Raw genomic sequence first — 17,670 nt, forward strand, 5'->3', positions numbered from 1 at the left:
GCTGACGCCGCTACGTCTGAACTACCCCGGACCCTACACAGCGAGACCGGGGCCGGTCGACGGAAATACCACCCGTCGACCGGCCCCGGCTGACACCGACTAGGCGCGCGGCTTCTCGCGCATCTCGTAGGTCTCGATGATGTCCTCGACCTTGATGTCGTTGAACGACCCCAGGGTGACACCGGCCTCGAAGCCCTCGCGGACCTCGGTCGCGTCGTCCTTGAAGCGGCGCAGACCCTCGATGGTGAGGGCTTCCGCCACGACCTTGCCGTCGCGCAGCAGGCGGGCCTTGGCGTTGCGGCGGATGATGCCGTCGCGGACCAGGACACCGGCGATGTTGCCGAACTTGGAGGAGCGGAAGACCTCGCGGATCTCCGCGGCGCCGAGGCGCACCTCCTCGTACTCCGGCTTGAGCTTGCCCTTGAGGGCGTTCTCGATCTCCTCGATCGCCTGGTAGATGACCGAGTAGTACCGGACGTCCACGCCTTCCTTGTCGGCCGCGGTACGCGCACGGCCTTCGGCGCGCACGTTGAAGCCGATGATGATGGCGTCCGAGCCCATCGCCAGGTCCACGTCGGACTCGGTGATGGCACCCACACCGCGGTGCAGGACCCGGAGTTCGACCTCCTCGCCCACGTCCAGCTTGACGAGGGCGTCCTCAAGGGCCTCGACCGAACCGGAGACGTCACCCTTGATGATGAGGTTGAGCTGCTCGATGGAGCCGGCGGCGATGGCCTTGTCCAGGTCCTCCAGGGACACCCGGACCCGACGCTGCGCGAAGGCGGCGTTGCGGTCGCGGGCCGAGCGCTTCTCGGCGATCTGGCGGGCGGTGCGGTCCTCGTCGACGACGATGAAGCTGTCGCCGGCGCGGGGCACCGAGGTCAGACCGAGCAGCAGCACCGGGCGGGACGGGCCGGCCTCGGCGAGGCTGTTGCCGTTCTCGTCCAGCATGGCGCGGACGCGGCCGTAGGCGTCGCCCACGACGATCGAGTCACCGACGCGGAGGGTACCGCGCTGGACCAGGACGGTCGCCATGGCGCCGCGGCCCTTGTCCAGGTGGGCTTCGATCGCAATACCCTGCGCGTCCTGCTCGGGGTTGGCCCGCAGGTCCAGCGAGGCGTCCGCGGTCAGGACCACGGCCTCCAGCAGCTGGTCGATGTGCAGGCCCTGGCGCGCGGAGATGTCGACGAACATGGTGTCGCCGCCGTACTCCTCGGCCACCAGGCCGAACTCGGTCAGCTGACCGCGGACCTTCGTCGGGTCGGCGCCCTCGACGTCGATCTTGTTGACGGCGACCACGATCGGCACACCCGCGGCCTTGGCGTGGTTCAGCGCCTCGACCGTCTGCGGCATGACACCGTCGTTGGCCGCGACCACCAGGATCGCGATGTCGGTGGACTTGGCACCACGGGCACGCATGGCGGAGAACGCCTCGTGACCCGGGGTGTCGAGGAAGGTGATCGGACGCTGCTCGCCGTTCACCTCGGTGACCACCTGGTAGGCACCGATGTGCTGGGTGATGCCACCGGCCTCGCCGGCCACCACGTTGGACTTGCGGATGGCGTCCAGCAGGCGGGTCTTACCGTGGTCGACGTGACCCATGACGGTGACGACCGGCGGGCGCGGGGCCAGCTGGTCCTCGTCGCCCTCGTTGGCACCGAAGTCGATGTCGAACGACTCCAGCAGCTCGCGGTCCTCGTCGTCCCGGCTGACGATCTCCAGCTGGAAGCCCATCTCGCCGGCCAGCAGCTCAAGGGTCGCGTCGGAGACCGACTGGGTCGCGGTGACCATCTCACCGAGGTTGAACATGACGGAGACAAGCGCGGCCGGGTTGGCGTTGATCTTCTCCGCGAAGTCCATCAGCGAGGCGCCGCTCGACAGGCGAACGGTCTGGCCGTTGCCGCGAGGCAGCATCACACCGCCGACGGACGGGGCCTGCATGGCCTCGTACTCCTGGCGCTTCGCCCGCTTCGACTTGCGACCGCGCGCCGGGCGACCGCCCGGGCCACGACCGAAGGCGCCCTGCGTGCCACCACGGGCACCCGGGCCGCCGGGACGACCGCCGAAGCCGCCGGGACGCGGGCCGAAGCCGCCGCCGCCACCCGGGGCACCGCCACCGGGACGCGGACCGCCGAAGCCGCCGCCACCGGCCGGACGCGAGCCCGGACCGGCCGGACGACCCTGGAAGCCCGGACGGGCGCCACCGGCACCCGGACCACCCGGACGGCCACCGGGGCCACCCGGACCACGGCCACCGGGACCCGGACGCGGGCCGGCCGGACGCTGCGGCATCATGCCCGGGTTCGGGCGCGGCATGCCGGACGGGGTCGGGCCGCCGGGACGCGGCGCGGCCGGACGCGGCATGCCGTCGGGACGCGGACGGTCGCCACCCGGACGGGGAGCACCCGCACCCGGGGCACCGGCCGGACGCGGACGGTCGCCACCCGGACGGGGAGCACCCGCACCGGGACCACCCGGACGCGGACGGTCGCCACCCGGACGGGGAGCACCCGCACCCGGGGCACCGGCGGGACGCGGACGGTCGCCACCCGGACGGGGAGCACCCGCACCGGGACCACCGGCCGGACGCGGACGGTCGCCACCCTGGGCGCCCTGGCGGCGGTCGCCGGGGCGACCCATGCCGGTGGCGCTGCCCGAGGTGAACGGGTTGTTGCCCGGACGCGGGCCGGCCGGACGCGGGCCCGGACGGGCGCCGCCGGAGGCCTGGCCGCTCGGGCGCGGGGCCTGAGCGGCGGGACGCGGGGCGTCACCGGCCGGAGCCGGCGAGGAGAACTCGGCCGCGGGCGCGGCCGGGGCCGCCGGAGCCGCCGGGGCGGCGGGACGCGCGGCCGGGCGCGGGCCCGGAGTCGGCGCACCCGGACGCTGGGCAGCGGGGGCGGGGGCGGCCGGAGCGGCGGGAGCCGATCCGGCAGCGGGACCTGCGGTCTGTGCGGGGCGGGGACCAGGGGTCGCGCCAGGGCGCGGACCCGGGGTCGGAGCACCCGGCTTGGGTGCACCCGCGGCACCAGCCGCGGGCTGGGGCGCCGCGGGCTTCCGCGGGCCAGGCTTGGCAGCGCCACCACCGGTGGGGGCCACACCAAGCGCGTCAGTCAGCTTGCGCACGACCGGCGCCTCGATCGTCGAGGACGCCGAACGGACGAACTCACCGAGCTCGGTCAGCTTGGCCATGACGGCCTTGCTCTCCAAGCCAAGCTCCTTGGCGAGTTCGTAAACCCGGACCTTAGCCACTTCACTCCTGTCTATGAGTCCGGGGGTCTCGTCCGCCGGACTGTCGCTACTTCATGGGCGTACCCATCGCGTACTCATCGCGTACTCATCGAGTGCTCATCGCAATCTCGACCTACTTCCACATCGCGAGGTACCTGACTGGTGGCACGGCGCGCGGCTTCCCGAACGCTGTGCTTGTTGCGGTGGTTCTTCCGCCGCGTGGAGCGGCGGTCGTCGCGGGAGGTGGCCCGCCTAAGAGGCTCCGCCTACCCGCTCCCCGATGAACTCGCGGAGCCGCTCCGTGTCGAGCGCGCCCTGGAGCCGGAAGGCCCGGGGGAACGCCCGACGGCGGACCGCGAGGTCGAGGCAGGCCGGTTCGGGGTGCAGGTGAGCGCCCCGGCCCGGCAGTGCGCCACGGGGATCGGGGACGCACTCGCCCTCGACCGCCGTGACACGCAACAGCTGGTGCTTGGCCGCTCGCTTGCGGCAGCCCACGCAGGTGCGTTCCGGGCGTGCTCGGACGTGCGTCCGGCCAGACGAAGGCAAGTCTACCCCTCCGAAGCGACATGGCGCCGCCCCGCAGATCCCGGGGGACCGGCGACGACGGCTACGACAACACGCACGACCGGTCGGGCTATTCCCGGCCGCCGTCCTCCGACTGGCCCTCGGTGTCCGGCCGGATGTCGATCCGCCACCCCGTGAGACGGGCTGCCAGACGGGCGTTCTGCCCCTCCTTGCCGATCGCCAGCGACAGCTGGTAGTCCGGCACGATCACCCGGGCGGAACGCTGGGCGGCGTCCACGATCTCCACGCTGGTCACCCGCGCGGGGGACAGCGCCGCGGCGACCATCTCGCGGGGGTCCTCCGACCAGTCGACGATGTCGATCTTCTCGCCGTGCAGCTCGCCCATCACGGCGCGGACCCGGGAGCCCATCGGACCGATGCAGGCGCCCTTGGCGTTCAGCCCGGCCCGGCGGGACCAGACCGCGATCTTGGTGCGGTGGCCGGCCTCGCGGGCGATGGCGGCGATCTCCACGCTGCCGTCCGCGATCTCCGGGACCTCCAGCGCGAACAGCTTCTTCACCAGGTTGGGGTGGGTGCGCGACAGCGTCACCGAGGCCCCGCGGACCCCGCGGCGGACCGCCACCACGTAGCACTTCAGTCGGGTGCCGTGCCGGTAGTCCTCGCCCGGGACCTGCTCCTGCGGCGGCAGGATGGCCTCCAGCTTGCCGATGTCGACCAGCACGTTCTTCGGGTCGTTGCCCTGCTGGACGACACCGGTGACGATGTCGCCCTCCTTGCCCGCGTACTCGCCGAAGGTCTGGTCGTCGGCGGCGTCGCGCAGGCGCTGCATCATCACCTGGATGCCGATGCTGGACGCGATCCGGCCGAAACCGTTCGGGGTGTCGTCGAACTCCTTCGGCTCGACGCCCTCGTCCAGCTCCGTCGGGTCCTCCATGGCCCACACGGTGACGTGGCCGCTCTTGCGGTCCAGGTGCACCCGGGCGCGGCGGCGCGAGCCCTCGGTGCGGTGGTACGCGGTGAGGAGGGCGGACTCGATGGACTCGACCAGCAGGTCGAAGGGGATGTTCTTCTCGTTGACCAGCGTGCGCAGGGCACTCATGTCGATGTCCACGGCTACGCCTCCTCGTCTTTCGTCACGTTCGTCATGGTCGTACGGCACCCGGGGGTCACTCGGCGCCGTCGTCCCCCTCGTCGAAGTCGGCGGCCTCGTCCAGGAGCTTCTCGTCGTCCTTGCGGTTGAACTCGACCTGGACCCGGGCCCGGGCCACCTCGCCGTACTCCAGACGGCGCTCCTTCGGGCGGCCGCGCCCCTTCACCGGCTGCACCTCGACCAGCGCGCCGTCCTCGTCGGCCTCCAGCACCCGGGCGACGATCTCCCCGCCGTCGACCAGGTGGATCGCGGCCAGCCGGCCCTCGGCCCGCTGCCAGTGCCGGGGCAGCACCAGCGGACGCTCCGCACCCGGCGAGCCGACCTCCAGCAGGTAGGCGTCGTCCCCCATCAGGTCCGACTCGTCCAGGGCCTCGCCGACCACCCGGCTGAACTCGGCGATGGTGTCCATGTCCACGCCGCCGTCGGTGTCGACGTCGATCTGCACCTGCCGGCGGCTGCCCGCCTTGGTGACCCTGACGTCCTCCAGGTCCAGTCCGGCCTGTGCGGCCAGCGGCTCCAGCAACGCTCGCAGCCGGTCGGTGTGGGTGGTGCTCATCCGGGTGGACTCCTCGGCCGCGTCTGCTGTTGTCAGAAGGTCGCCCCGCGCCCTCGGCGCCACACCGGGTCACGGCAGCTCGGCCCAAAGCCTAGCCGGTGAAGCCCCCAACCACCGATTCCGGACCACCCCCGACCGCTCGCACGCCACCCACTGCGAGCAAGCTCACACGTGCCCACCCGGGGCCCGGTGTACCCGAACCGGGCCACGGAACGTGGGGATTCTGTAATCATTCACGCCAACGAGGTCCGGCGGGGAGGCCGTCCTCCCGTACACGCCCCGGAGTGACCCCGATGCAGCCGCACAGCCGACGGACCTTCCTGGCCCTCGGACTGCTCACCCTCACCGCCTGCACCGCCGACCACACCGGCCCCGCCTCCGGCACCGGGGGCCTGCGCCCCGACCCGGACACCCCCGTCCGCCTTCGCGCGATCGCCGCCACCGACGCCCTCCTCGCCGGGTACGACACCCTGCCCCCGCCGCCCGGCGTCCGGAGCGCCGACCTCCGCGCGGAGGTCGCCCGGCAGCGCGCCGCCCTCGCCGAAGGCCTGACCGCCGCGGCCGTCCCCTCGCCGCCCGTGACCACCGCTCCCACGTCCACCTCTCCCTCCCCCGCAGGTCCCTCCCCCACCTCTCCCTCCCCCGCCGGTCCCACCCCCGCCGGTCCCGGCCTGGCCGAGCTGGAGCGCAGGACCGGCGAATCCCACCTCGCCGACCTGGACGCCGCGAGCCCGTCCCTCGCCCGTCTGCTCGCCTCCGCCGCCGCCGCCAACGGCGTCCACGCGGCGGTCCTGGGCGCCCCGGCCCCACCGGCGCCCGCCCGCGCCACCGCCTCCCCCTCGGCCACCCCCGCGCCGAGCCCCACCCCCGCGGCCCTCACCGCGCTCCAGAACGCCCTCGGCGCCGAACACGCCGCGGTCTACGGCTACGGCGTCGTCGGCGCCCACCTGCCCGGGGACTCCCGACTCGCCGACGCCCGCACGGCCTACGCCGCCCACCAGGCCCAGCGCGACACCTGGCAGCGTCTGGTCGCCGCCCTCGGCGCCGCCCCCACCCCCGCCGCCGGCGGCTACCGGCTGCCCTTCCCGGTCGCCTCCGCCGCGGACGCCGCCGGGCTCGCCGCCCACCTCGAAACCCGCCTGACCACCGTCTACGCCGACCTGGTCGCCGCGGTCCCCGCCCCGCACCGGCTCACCGCCGCGGACGCCCTGCGCGACTGCGCCCTCCGCGCCCACCGCTGGGGCGCCCCCGACCAGCCCTTCCCGGGCATCCAGGACCAGGCCCCGACCCCCTCGCCCACCGCCGGCTGAGGACCGGGAACCGCGACACCCGCCCGCCCGAGCACCCCGCCCGCGCCGCCGAAGCCCGACAATGGACCCATGTCGGGAGCCGCACCCACCATCACCGTCCCCACCTGGCTGACGGACACCGTCACCGCCACGCAGGGCGAAGCGGGCCGCCAGTGGCTCGCCGCCCTCCCCGCCCGGGCGGCCGCCCACCTCGCCGCCTGGGACCTCACCCTCGAACGCGTCCTCGACCCCGGCGGCAGCCTGAGCCTGGTCGCGTACGTCCACCGCGACGACCTCTCACCCGCCGTCCTCAAGGCCGGCCTGCTCACCCCCGAGACCGCCCACGAGCACGCGGCCCTCACCCACTGGGCCGGCCGCGGAGCCGTCCTCCTCCTCGACGCCGTCCCCTCCGAGGGCGTGCTCCTCCTGGAACGCCTGCACGGCGAGATCCCGCTGCGCTCCCTCGCCGAGCCCAAGGCCATGCTGGAGGCCACCAGCCTGCTGCACCGGCTCTGGGTGGAACTCCCCGGGGAACACCCCTTCCCCACCCTCGCCCAGCGGGTCGCCGCCACCGCCGACCGGGTCGTGGAGCAGCGCGCCCACCCCGCCGCCGCGGAGGCGCAGGCCCTGGTGGACGAGGCCCTGGAGACCGCCCGGAGCCTGGCCGACTCCGCCGAGGAGTCCTTCCTGCTGCACGGCGACTTCCACCACGGCAACGTCCTCGCCGCCGACCGCGCCCCCTGGCTGGCCATCGACCCGCGCCCCGTCGTCGGCGAGCGCGCCTACGACCTGGCCCGCCTCGCGCTGGACCGCGCGGACACCCTGCTCGGCTCCCCCGGCGTCCCCGCCGCCGTCCGCCGGCGCCTCCACCAGCTGTCCGACGCGCTCGACGTGGACCAGGAACGCCTGCGCGGCTGGGCCCTCTTCCGCTCCGTCGACCTGGCGCTGCGCTCCCTCGCCGCGGACCGCCGCGAGGACGCCGAACTCCACCTCGAACTCGCCGGCTCGCTCTGACCGCGTTCCGGCCGGACGGCCCCGCTCAGCCCTCCGACCTCCGCAGCGGCAGCCGGGCCCCCATCACCGCGTACAGCCGCTCCGTCGCCGGGAAGCGCACCGCCCGCGCCAGGTCCTGGTACCCGAGCGCCCGGTACAACCGCCGCGCCGGCGTCTCCGCGTCGATCGCCGACAGGATGCTCCGGTCCAGTCCCGAGCGCTCGCACAGCGTCCGGATGAGCCGCGATCCGACGCCCTGTCCCTGGAACTCCGGCAGCACGTGCAGTTCGGTCACGGCGAAGACGCCGTCCAGCCAGTCCGCGTGCCCCCGGACGGTCAGGTAGGGCTCGATCACCGTGCTCCACCAGTGCTCGCGCTGGTTGGGCATCCCGTACCCGAAGCCGACCAGCCGCCCCTCGCTCATCGCGCCGAACGCGATCACCCCCGGCTGCTGGGCGTGCCGCCCGACGATGTGCAGCCGTACCGCGACCTCCTCGGGCGTCAGCCCGAACGCCACCGCCTGGACCTCCAGCGCCTGCGGCGCCCAGGCCGCAAGGTCGATGGCCCCGATCGTCACCCCGGTCAGCTGATCCATGCTCCGGACGTTACTACCAGCGGCCCCGCGACGCGGCGGAAGATCCGAACACGGCGGTCCGGTGCGGACGACGGCCTCAGAACAGCACGCTCATGAACGCCCCGACCTCCCGGAACCCCACCCGGCGATAGGCCGCCCTGGCCCGCAGGTTGAAGTCGTTGACGTACAGCGACACCACGGGCGCCACCTCCCGCAACGCGATGTCCAGGACGGCCGCCATCCCCGACTTCGACAGCCCCCGGCCCCGGTGCTCCGGCGCGACCCAGACGCCCTGGATCTGGCAGGCGCCCTGCGTCACGGCCCCGATCTCCGCCTTGAAGACGACCTGCCCGTCCTCCCCGAACCGCGCGAACGACCGCCCGGTGGAAACGAGTTCGGCGACCCGGGCCTGGTAGAGCAGCCCGCCGTCCCCCGCCAGCGGCGACACCCCGACCTCCTCGGTGAACATCGCCACGCAGGCCGGCATCAGCGTCTCGACCTCGTTGCGGTGCACCCTGCGGACCAGCGGATCCGGCGCGATCTCCGCCGACGGTACCGAGGTGGCCAACAGCGGCTGGTGGCCGCGGACTTCACGCGCCGGGCCCCAACTGCGCTCCATCAGCGCCCAGAACCCCGCGGTGGCCTCGGCCGGCCCGACGATCGAGGAACAGCGCCGCCCCTGCCGGCGGGCCCGCTCGGCGAAGGCCGCGACCGCCTCCGGCCCGGCGTCGACCAGGACCAGGTTCGCCCCGGCGTAGCAGAGCGCGTCCAGCGCGCCGTCCCCGTCGTACCAGCCCCACATCTCCCCGCCGAGCCGCCACGGGTCGAGCCCGACGGCCTCGACGCGGGTCGCGACGAAGGCGTTGGCGACCGGGTCGCGGTGGAGGATCTCCAGGGCGTCCGCGAGGTCGGGCGGCTCCAGCACCCGGGTGGTGGCCAGGGCCCGGGCGGCCTGGAAAGAGCTCGGGAGCATCACACCTCGATCGAGCATCGAGACAGCACCTCACTGAGACGACTCTGGCCGCACCCTACTCCGTGGCCCCACCCGGCTACGGCTGCGGGGCCGTCCACGAACGGACGGCCCCGCTTCCGGAAGACTTCACGCGGGCATCCCCGCGCCATCAGGACACGCTACGGGTTCACTCGCCCGCGACGACGGTCGGCGCCCCCGCCTCGACGCCGGCCGCCTGCATCTGCTCGGCGAGCTTGAGCGCCTCCTCGATCAGGGTCTCGACGATCTTCGACTCGGGGACGGTCTTGATGACCTCGCCCTTGACGAAGATCTGGCCCTTGCCGTTGCCGGAGGCGACGCCCAGGTCGGCCTCGCGCGCCTCGCCCGGACCGTTCACGACGCAGCCCATGACCGCCACCCGCAGCGGCACCTCCATGCCCTCCAGGCCGGCGGTGACCTCCTCGGCGAGCTTGTAGACGTCCACCTGGGCGCGGCCGCAGGACGGGCAGGAGACGATCTCCAGGCCGCGCTCGCGCAGCCCGAGCGACTCCAGGATCTGGTTGCCGACCTTGATCTCCTCGGCCGGCGGGGCGGAGAGCGAGACCCGGATGGTGTCGCCGATGCCCTCGGCCAGCAGCGCGCCGAAGGCGACCGCCGACTTGATGGTGCCCTGGAAGGCCGGACCGGCCTCGGTCACGCCGAGGTGCAGCGGGTAGTCGCAGGCGGCGGCGAGCTGGCGGTAGGCGTTGATCATCACGACCGGGTCGTTGTGCTTGACCGAGATCTTGATGTCGCGGAAGTCGTGCTCCTCGAACAGCGAGCACTCCCACAGCGCGGACTCGACCAGCGCCTCCGGGGTGGCCCGGCCGTACTTCTCCATCAGGCGCTTGTCGAGCGAGCCGGCGTTGACGCCGATCCGGATCGGGACGCCCGCGTCCTTGGCGGCCTTGGCGATCTCGCCGACCTTGTCGTCGAAGGCCTTGATGTTGCCCGGGTTGACGCGCACGGCCGCACAGCCGGCGTCGATCGCCGCGAAGACGTACTTCGGCTGGAAGTGGATGTCCGCGATGACCGGGATCTGCGACTTCTTGGCGATGATCGGCAGCGCGTCGGCGTCGTCCTGCGAGGGCACGGCGACCCGGACGATCTGGCAGCCGGACGCGGTGAGCTGGGCGATCTGCTGCAGCGTGGCGTTGATGTCCGAGGTCACGGTGGTGGTCATCGACTGCACCGAGATCGGGGCGTCGCCGCCGACCGGCACGTTGCCGACCATGATCTGCCGGGAGTGCCGGCGCTTGGCGAGCGGCTTGAGCGGCAGGGACGGAATACCGAGCGAGATCGCGGTCATGTGCGCAGGGTTCCCCGGGGTAGAGGTGTGGTCGACCGCCCGGCCGTTGGGACGGCCGAGGCCGGGTGCGCTGACGTCGCGCACCCGGCCTCAACGGTACGGCACGGCAACGGGCCCCAGCACACCCGCCGTACCCGAACGCCCTAGCTGATCTTCACCGGGTTCACCAGGTCGGCGACCATCACCAGCAGCGTGAAGCCGATGAAGATGCTGGCCACGACGTACGCCACCGGCATCAGCTTGGCGACGTCGAACGGGCCCGGATCGGGCCGCTTGAACAGCTGTGCGAATCGGCGGCGGACCGCCTCCCAGACCGCGCCGGCGATGTGGCCGCCGTCCAGCGGGAGCAGCGGCAGCATGTTGAAGAGGAAGAGCGACAGGTTGATGCCGGCCAGCAGGTTCACGAAGAACGCGATCCGCTGGGTGCCGGGGATGTCGAGGGAGAAGACCTCGCCGCTCACCCGGGCGGCGCCGACCATGCCGATCGGCGAGTCCGGATCGCGCGGGGCGTCGCCGACGACGGCGTTCCACAGCCCGGGGATCTTGCCCGGCAGAGCGACCAGCGACTTCACCCCGCCCTCGGCCATGTCGTACATCCGGTCGAGCGACTGCCCGAAGCCCAGCCGGACGACACCACTCGCCGGAGTGAATCCGAGGAACCCGGCCTGGATGGTCTGGCCCTTGATCGGGACGTTGTTCCCGTCGTACTTCTGGACGTCGTTGACGGCGATGGTCGGGTTGAGGGTGACCTGCTGCCCGTCCCGCTGGACCACCACGGGGACGGTCCGCCCGGCCGACCGGCGGATGTCCGCCTGGAGCTGGTCGTAGGTGCGGATCCGGTCGCCGTCGAAGGAGACGATCTTGTCCCCGGCCTTCAGCCCGGCCTGCGCGGCCGGCGTCTGCGGGGCGCCCGCCGGGCAGTTGTCGGTCGGCTGGCCCGCCTTGACCACGCACTGCGCGACGGTGCTGACCGTCGGCACGTTCATGGAGACGCCGAAGCCCATCATGACCGTCAGGAAGAGCCCGAACGCCAGGACCAGGTTCATGAACGGCCCGGCGAACATCACGATGACGCGCTTCCAGGGCTTGCGGGTGTAGAAGAGCCGGTGCTCGTCCCCCTCCTGGAGCTCCTCGTAGGAGGCCTCGCGGGCGTCCTCGATCATGGTCCGCCAGGGCGAGCTGCTGCGCTTGGTGATCCGGCCGTCATCGCCCGGCGGGAACATCCCGATCATCCGGATGTACCCGCCGAACGGGATCGCCTTGATGCCGTACTCGGTCTCGCCCTTGCGGCGCGACCAGAGGGTCGGGCCGAAGCCGACCATGTACTGCGGCACCCGGATGCCGAACAGCTTGGCCGTGGAGAGGTGGCCGAGTTCGTGCCAGGCGATCGAGATGAGCAGCCCGATGACGAAGACCAGGATGCCGACCACCGTCAAAACCGTTGCCACCGCTGGTCCTCCGTCATGCCGCTCCGCTCATCGTCTCGTCCTACCGCTATCGAGGCCGTCAGTCCGCCGTCGGCCGACCGTCAGCCGGCCGCCAGCTCGCGGGCCCGGGCGCGCGCCCAGTCCTCCGCGTGCAGGACGTCCTCCACCGTCAGGGAAGTTCCCGGGGCCGCCGACCGACCGTCCTGCTGTCCGTGCTCGGCCACGACCTTGGCAACAGTGTCCACGATTCCGGTGAAGGCGAGGCGGCCCTTCAGAAATGCCTCCACACACTCCTCGTTCGCCGCGTTGAACACGGCCGGGGCGGTACCGCCCAGGGTGCCCACCTCACGCGCCAGCTCCACCGCCGGGAACGCCACGTCGTCCAGCGGGAAGAACTCCCAGGTGGCGGCCTTCGTCCAGTCGCAGGCGGGGGCGGAGTCCGGCACCCGGTCCGGCCAGCCCATGCCCAGCGCGATCGGCATCCGCATGTCCGGCGGGCTGGCCTGCGCCAGCGTCGACCCGTCGGTGAACTCCACCATCGAGTGCACCACCGACTGCGGGTGGACCACGACCTCGATCCGGTCGAACGGCACGTCGTACAGCAGGTGCGCCTCGATCACCTCCAGGCCCTTGTTGACCAGGGTGGCCGAGTTGATCGTGACCACCGGGCCCATCGCCCAGGTCGGGTGCGCCAGCGCGTCCTGCGGGGTCACCCCGGCCAGCTGCTCACGGGTGCGGTTGCGGAACGGGCCGCCGCTGGCGGTGACCACCAGCTTGCGCACCTCGGCACGGGTCCCGCCGGCCAGCGCCTGGAACAGCGCCGCGTGCTCGGAGTCCACCGGCACGATCTGGCCCGGCTTCGCCACCGCCTTCACCAGCGGACCGCCGACGATCAGCGACTCCTTGTTGGCCAGCACCAGCACCCGGCCGGCCGCCAGCGCGGCCAGCGTCGGCCGCAGGCCGATCGACCCGGTGATGCCGTTCAGCACCGAGTGGCACTCCACGGCGGCCAGCTCGGTCGCCGCGTCCGGGCCCGCCAGCACGGCCGGCAGCGGACGGCCCGCCGCCTTCGCGGCCAGCGCCTCGCGCAGCGCCGGCTCGGCCGCGGGATCGGCCACCGCCACGGTGTGCACACCCAGCTGCAGCGCCTGCTCGGCCAGCAGCTCCACCCGGCCACCGGCCGCCGACAGGGCGACCACCCGGAAGCGGTCCGGGTTGCGGAGCACCACGTCGATGGCCTGGGTGCCGATCGACCCGGTGGAGCCGAGGATCACCAGCTCCCGGGGGCCGGAGGGGTCCGCCACGGTGGGCGTGAAGCGCAGCTGCGGGTGGGCGAGCGAAGTCATGGGCCCATTGTGTCCTGTCCGCGACCGCACCGGTCCCCGGCACCTCCCCGGTGCCCCGCGAGCTTCCCCAGGACGAGGCGGCACCCCCGGGCTACCGTCGGAGCCATGCGCACCGTCATCGCCGGGGGCCACGGACAGATCGCGATGGAACTGGAACGGCTGCTCGCCGCACGCGGCGACCGCCCCGCCGGGATCATCCGCCGCCCCGAACAGGCCAGGGACCTGATCGACGCCGGAGCCGAGCCGCTGCTGCTCGACCTGGAGGCCACCACCGCCCCCCGGCTCGCCGAACTGCTCACCGACACCGACGCGGTGGTCTTCGCCGCCGGAGCCGGACCGGGCAGCGGCGCCGCCCGCAAGAACACCGTCGACCGCGACGCCGCCGTCCTGCTCGCCGACGCCGCCGAAATCGCCGGCGTCCGCCGGTACGTGATCGTCTCCTCGATGGGCGCCGACGCCGCCGCCCACCACCCCGCCGACGAGGTATTCGAGACCTACCTGCGCGCCAAGGGCGCCGCCGACGACGCGGTACGGGCCCGGACCGCGCTGGACTGGACGGTGCTGCGCCCGGGGCGGCTCACCGACGGCCCCGGCACCGGCCTCGTCCGGCTGGCCCCCTCGGTCGCCCGCGGCGCGGTGGACCGGGCCGACGTGGCCGCCGTCCTGGCCGCCCTGCTGCACGAACCCGGCGCCGCCGGACTCACCCTGGAGCTGGTCGCCGGGAACGCCACCGTCGAGGAGGCCGTCGCCGCCGCGGCCGGGCACGACGGCTGAACGCGCGCAGGGCCCGGTTCGTCGAACCGGGCCCTGCGTCAGCGGATCACTCGATCGGTCGATCGGTCAGCCAATCGGCCGGATGGCCGGTCGGCCGATTCGGCGGTCGGCCGATTCGGCGGTCGGTCGGTTCAGCGGTCGAACCGACCGACCGGGATCGAGTCGATCAGAGGTCGAGGCCGGTCAGGACCAGCACCTTCTCGACCGTGTAGTCGTCCATCGCGTACTTGACGCCCTCACGGCCGACGCCGGAGTCCTTCACGCCGCCGTACGGCATCTGGTCGGCGCGGTAGGACGGCGCGTCGCCGATGATCACACCGCCGACCTCCAGCTCCCGGTGGGCGCGGAAGGCGGTCTGCACGTCGTGCGTGAACACGCCCGCCTGCAGGCCGAACGCGGAGTCGTTGACGGCGGCGAAGGCCTCGTCCACGCCGTCCACCTTGTGCAGCGACAGCACCGGGCCGAACACCTCGGCCTTGGCCAGGATCGCGTCCTCGGGCAGCTCGGCCAGCACGGTCGGGGCGTAGGTCGCGCCCTCGCGGGTGCCACCGGTCAGCACCTTGGCGCCCTTGGCGACCGCGTCCTCCACCCAGGACTCCACGCGCTTCGCGGCGTTCTCGTCGACCAGCGGGCCGACGTCCGTCGCGGAGTCGTTCGGGTCACCGGTGACCTGCGCCTTGACCTTGGCCACGACCTTCTCCACCAGCGCGTCGTACACCGACGCGTCGGCGATCACCCGCTGCACCGAGATGCAGGACTGGCCGCCCTGGTAGTTGGCGAACATCGCGATCCGGGTGGCCGCCCAGTCCAGGTCGGCCTCCGAGGACCAGTCCGCGAGGACCACGGCCGCGGCGTTGCCGCCCAGCTCCAGGGTGCAGTGCTTGCGCGGCACCGAGTCCATGATCTGGTAGCCGACCTTGTCCGAACCGGTGAACGAGATCACCGGCAGGCGGTCGTCCTGCACCAGCGCCGGCATCCGGTCGTTCGGCACGGTCAGGATCGACCAGGAACCGGCCGGCAGGTCCGTCTCGGCCAGGATCTCGCCCAGCACCATCGCGGACAGCGGGGTCGCCGGAGCGGGCTTCAGGATGATCGGGGCGCCGACCGCGATCGCCGGGGCGACCTTGTGGGCGACCAGGTTCAGCGGGAAGTTGAACGGGGCGATGCCCAGCACCACACCGCGCGGGAAGCGGCGCACCACCGCGAAACGGCCCACGCCGCCCGGGTCGGTGTCCAGCCGCATGGTCTCGCCGTTGGTGCGGCGCGCCTCCTCCGCGGCCCAGCGGAAGACCGACACCGCGCGGCCGACCTCGCCACGGGCCCACTTGATCGGCTTGCCGTTCTCGGCGGTGATCAGCTGGGCGAGCTCCTCGGTGCGCTCCGCCAGCCGCTTGGCCACGTGGTCCAGGGCGGCGGCACGCTGGTGCGCCGGGGTCGCGGCGAACACCGGCAGCGCGGCGACGGCGGCGTCCAGCGCCTCCTCGACCTGGGCCTCGGTCGGGATGCTCACCTTGCCGACCAGACGGCCGTCCCAGCTGTTGTGCACCTCGAAGTCGGCGTCACCGCTCGCCCGGCGGCCGGCGAGCCAGAAATCGTACGTGGTGGTCACCGTGGTACCGGCCCTCTCCTCGTCGTCGTACGGCCCGCACGGACGTGGGACCAGAACCCGAGGGTAGGTGGGTCGGCGCGCCGACCGGATTGGCCGACTAGGAGCGTTCGGGTCCGGGGCCACTCCACCGCGTCCAGCGGAGCGCCCGAGCGGGCGTTCGGGCGGCCCTTCGGGCGGGTGTCCGAACGAGCCCGGGGCGGGTGTCCGTGCGGGCCTCGGGGCGGGTGTCCGTGCAGGCCTCGGGGAGCGGTGCGGCAAGGCTTTCGGGCCGGTGCCGGCCGGGTGGTCTACTCCTCGCCGGAACGGAGAGCCAGCCAGAGCTCCATCCGCACGTCCGTGTCGTCCAGCGAGCGGCCCAGCAGCTCCTCGACCCGCCGCATCCGGTAGCGCAGCGTGTGCCGGTGCACCCCCAGGTCCGCCGCGGCCGCGTCCCACTGGCCGTGCCTGGACAGCCACGCCCGCAACGACGCCACCAGGTCACCGCGGGCCGTCCGGTCGTGGTCGCGCAGCGGCCGCAACAGCCCCTCCGCGAACGCCGTCACCGCGTCCTCCCCGAGCAGCGGCAGCAGCGAACCCGCGCCGACCTCCTCGTGGTCCACCGCCCGGCGGCCGCCGCGCAGCGCCACCGCCAGCGCCCGCTCGGCCTGCGCGTGCGCCGTCCCGGCCTCCTCCAACGCGGCCGGCGCCGACACGCCCAGCGACAGGCCCTCGTGCTCCTCCACCGCACCCAGGCACGCCCGGTGCACCGCGCCGTTGTCCAGCGCCAGCACCATCAGCCGCGGCCCGTGCGCGCCGTCCTCCCGCGCCACCAGCAGCTTCTCGCCCACCCGGGAACCCGCCTGCTCCGCCCGGTCGCCCAGCTCCCCGAGCGCCTCCGCGGCATCCGCGTTCCCCGCACCGGCACCCGCCACCAGGACCCGTATCGTCCCCTCCGGCAGACCGCCGAACAGCCCCGCCGCCACCTGCCGGGCCGTCACCACCTCACCCGCCAGCACCATCCGCAGCAGCGCGGCGCCCATCCGCTCCTCCGCCTGCCGCAGCTCGCGCGAGCGCTCCAGGGTGAGGGTCAGCAGCGCCACCGCCGCGTTCAGCACGTACCGCTCGGTCGGCGTGATCCGGTCCTCGGTCCCGACCGCGAGGAAACCCCGCGCCCGCCGGTCCGCCCCCAACGACTGGACCACCACGTAGTCCTCGTCCGCCGTGTCTATCCCCGGCGCGCGCCCCTGCAGCGCGGCACTCGACGGCGCCGGCCGCCGACGCAGCCGGTCCACCTCCGCCGCCAGCCGCCCGGCCCGCCGCGCCGCCCAGTCCGGCGCCACCACCGACAGCGCGCCCGACCCGTCGTACAGCGCCGCCCAGCCACCCAGCCGCGCCGCCAACCGGCGCACCACGGCCGTCGTACCGTCCTTGCCCAGCGCCGCCCGGGTCAGCTCCTCCTGCGCCTCGAAGCTCGTCGTCACCGCCTCGTACTGCTCCGCGGCCAGCGCCGCCGACACCACCTTGCTGATCGCGATGAACGGCGTCGGCTCCGGCACCCGCAGCAGCGGCAGCCCCCGCTGCGCCGCCGCGTCCACCAGCGGCTGCGGCACCTCGGTGTGCGACAACCCCACCCCGAGCCCCAGCCCCACCACCCCGGCATCGGCCAGCCGGTGCACGTACGCCTGCAGCTGCGCCGCCGTACGGCCCAGCTTGATACCGGTGGTGAGCAGCAGCTCGCCACCCTCCAGGAACGGCGTCGGGTCGTCCAGCTCACTGGTGTGCACCCAGCGGACCGGCCGCTCCAGGTGGTCCGCGCCGGCGAGGACCGTCAGATGGAGCGAGCTGTTGCGGACGACGGAGGCGAGTGTGGGGGGCATGGCACCTTCGGGGGATCGACCTGACCGCGCCATTGCGGCCGGG

14 protein-coding genes are annotated in these 17,670 nt (G+C 73.4%); 3 read left to right on the top strand and 11 right to left on the bottom strand.

Annotated elements, in window-relative coordinates; all coding sequences use genetic code 11:
• Positions 1 to 99 precede the first annotated feature (99 nt).
• The 4 genes from infB to rimP form a co-directional block, all read right to left on the bottom strand.
• On the bottom strand, positions 100 to 3,249 hold the full coding sequence (infB, locus tag ACIRST_RS33975) for a translation initiation factor IF-2 (protein WP_350525462.1): 3,150 nt from the start codon (positions 3,247 to 3,249) through the stop codon (positions 100 to 102).
• A gap of 231 nt (positions 3,250 to 3,480) precedes the next feature.
• A complete protein-coding gene (locus ACIRST_RS33980) occupies positions 3,481 to 3,774 on the bottom strand; it encodes a YlxR family protein (RefSeq protein ID WP_350525463.1) in 294 nt (97 codons plus the stop codon).
• A gap of 88 nt (positions 3,775 to 3,862) precedes the next feature.
• Positions 3,863 to 4,864: a transcription termination factor NusA gene (gene nusA, locus ACIRST_RS33985; protein ID WP_350525464.1), complete on the bottom strand. Its 1,002-nt coding sequence runs from the start codon at positions 4,862 to 4,864 to the stop codon at positions 3,863 to 3,865.
• Between the two features lie 55 nt (positions 4,865 to 4,919).
• Positions 4,920 to 5,459, bottom strand: coding sequence for a ribosome maturation factor RimP (rimP, locus tag ACIRST_RS33990; RefSeq protein ID WP_350525465.1), 540 nt, complete (start codon positions 5,457 to 5,459; stop codon positions 4,920 to 4,922).
• Positions 5,460 to 5,752: 293 nt separating this feature from the next.
• On the opposite strand from rimP, the gene ACIRST_RS33995 reads away from it, so the two are divergent.
• Positions 5,753 to 6,769 (top strand): DUF4439 domain-containing protein, encoded by a 1,017-nt coding sequence (locus ACIRST_RS33995; protein ID WP_402807348.1) that lies wholly within the window; start codon positions 5,753 to 5,755, stop codon positions 6,767 to 6,769.
• Positions 6,770 to 6,838: 69 nt separating this feature from the next.
• On the top strand, positions 6,839 to 7,762 hold the full coding sequence (locus tag ACIRST_RS34000) for an aminoglycoside phosphotransferase family protein (RefSeq protein WP_402807279.1): 924 nt from the start codon (positions 6,839 to 6,841) through the stop codon (positions 7,760 to 7,762).
• Positions 7,763 to 7,787: 25 nt separating this feature from the next.
• On the opposite strand, the gene ACIRST_RS34005 is transcribed toward ACIRST_RS34000, so the two are convergent.
• The 5 genes from ACIRST_RS34005 to dxr form a co-directional block, all read right to left on the bottom strand.
• Positions 7,788 to 8,336, bottom strand: a complete 549-nt coding sequence (locus ACIRST_RS34005; protein ID WP_402807282.1) for a GNAT family N-acetyltransferase — start codon at positions 8,334 to 8,336, stop codon at positions 7,788 to 7,790.
• Positions 8,337 to 8,412: 76 nt separating this feature from the next.
• A complete protein-coding gene (locus tag ACIRST_RS34010; protein ID WP_350525468.1) occupies positions 8,413 to 9,288 on the bottom strand; it encodes a GNAT family N-acetyltransferase in 876 nt (291 codons plus the stop codon).
• Positions 9,289 to 9,454: 166 nt separating this feature from the next.
• Positions 9,455 to 10,615, bottom strand: a complete 1,161-nt coding sequence (gene ispG, locus ACIRST_RS34015; protein WP_350525469.1) for a flavodoxin-dependent (E)-4-hydroxy-3-methylbut-2-enyl-diphosphate synthase — start codon at positions 10,613 to 10,615, stop codon at positions 9,455 to 9,457.
• Between the two features lie 143 nt (positions 10,616 to 10,758).
• A complete protein-coding gene (locus tag ACIRST_RS34020; RefSeq protein ID WP_350525470.1) occupies positions 10,759 to 12,063 on the bottom strand; it encodes a M50 family metallopeptidase in 1,305 nt (434 codons plus the stop codon).
• A gap of 80 nt (positions 12,064 to 12,143) precedes the next feature.
• A complete protein-coding gene (dxr, locus tag ACIRST_RS34025; protein ID WP_402807287.1) occupies positions 12,144 to 13,388 on the bottom strand; it encodes a 1-deoxy-D-xylulose-5-phosphate reductoisomerase in 1,245 nt (414 codons plus the stop codon).
• 105 nt (positions 13,389 to 13,493) lie between these two features.
• On the opposite strand from dxr, the gene ACIRST_RS34030 reads away from it, so the two are divergent.
• A complete protein-coding gene (locus tag ACIRST_RS34030; RefSeq protein ID WP_402807290.1) occupies positions 13,494 to 14,162 on the top strand; it encodes an NAD(P)-binding oxidoreductase in 669 nt (222 codons plus the stop codon).
• A 166-nt stretch (positions 14,163 to 14,328) separates the two neighbouring features.
• Here the strand turns inward: ACIRST_RS34030 and ACIRST_RS34035 are convergent, their stop codons facing one another.
• Entirely contained in the window at positions 14,329 to 15,771 is a 1,443-nt protein-coding gene (locus ACIRST_RS34035) for an aldehyde dehydrogenase family protein (protein WP_350525473.1), read from the bottom strand.
• A 287-nt stretch (positions 15,772 to 16,058) separates the two neighbouring features.
• A complete protein-coding gene (locus ACIRST_RS34040; protein WP_402807292.1) occupies positions 16,059 to 17,627 on the bottom strand; it encodes a PucR family transcriptional regulator in 1,569 nt (522 codons plus the stop codon).
• Positions 17,628 to 17,670 lie beyond the last annotated feature (43 nt).

The organism is Kitasatospora sp. NPDC101447 (assembly GCF_044767225.1).
Lineage (GTDB): Bacteria > Actinomycetota > Actinomycetes > Streptomycetales > Streptomycetaceae > Kitasatospora.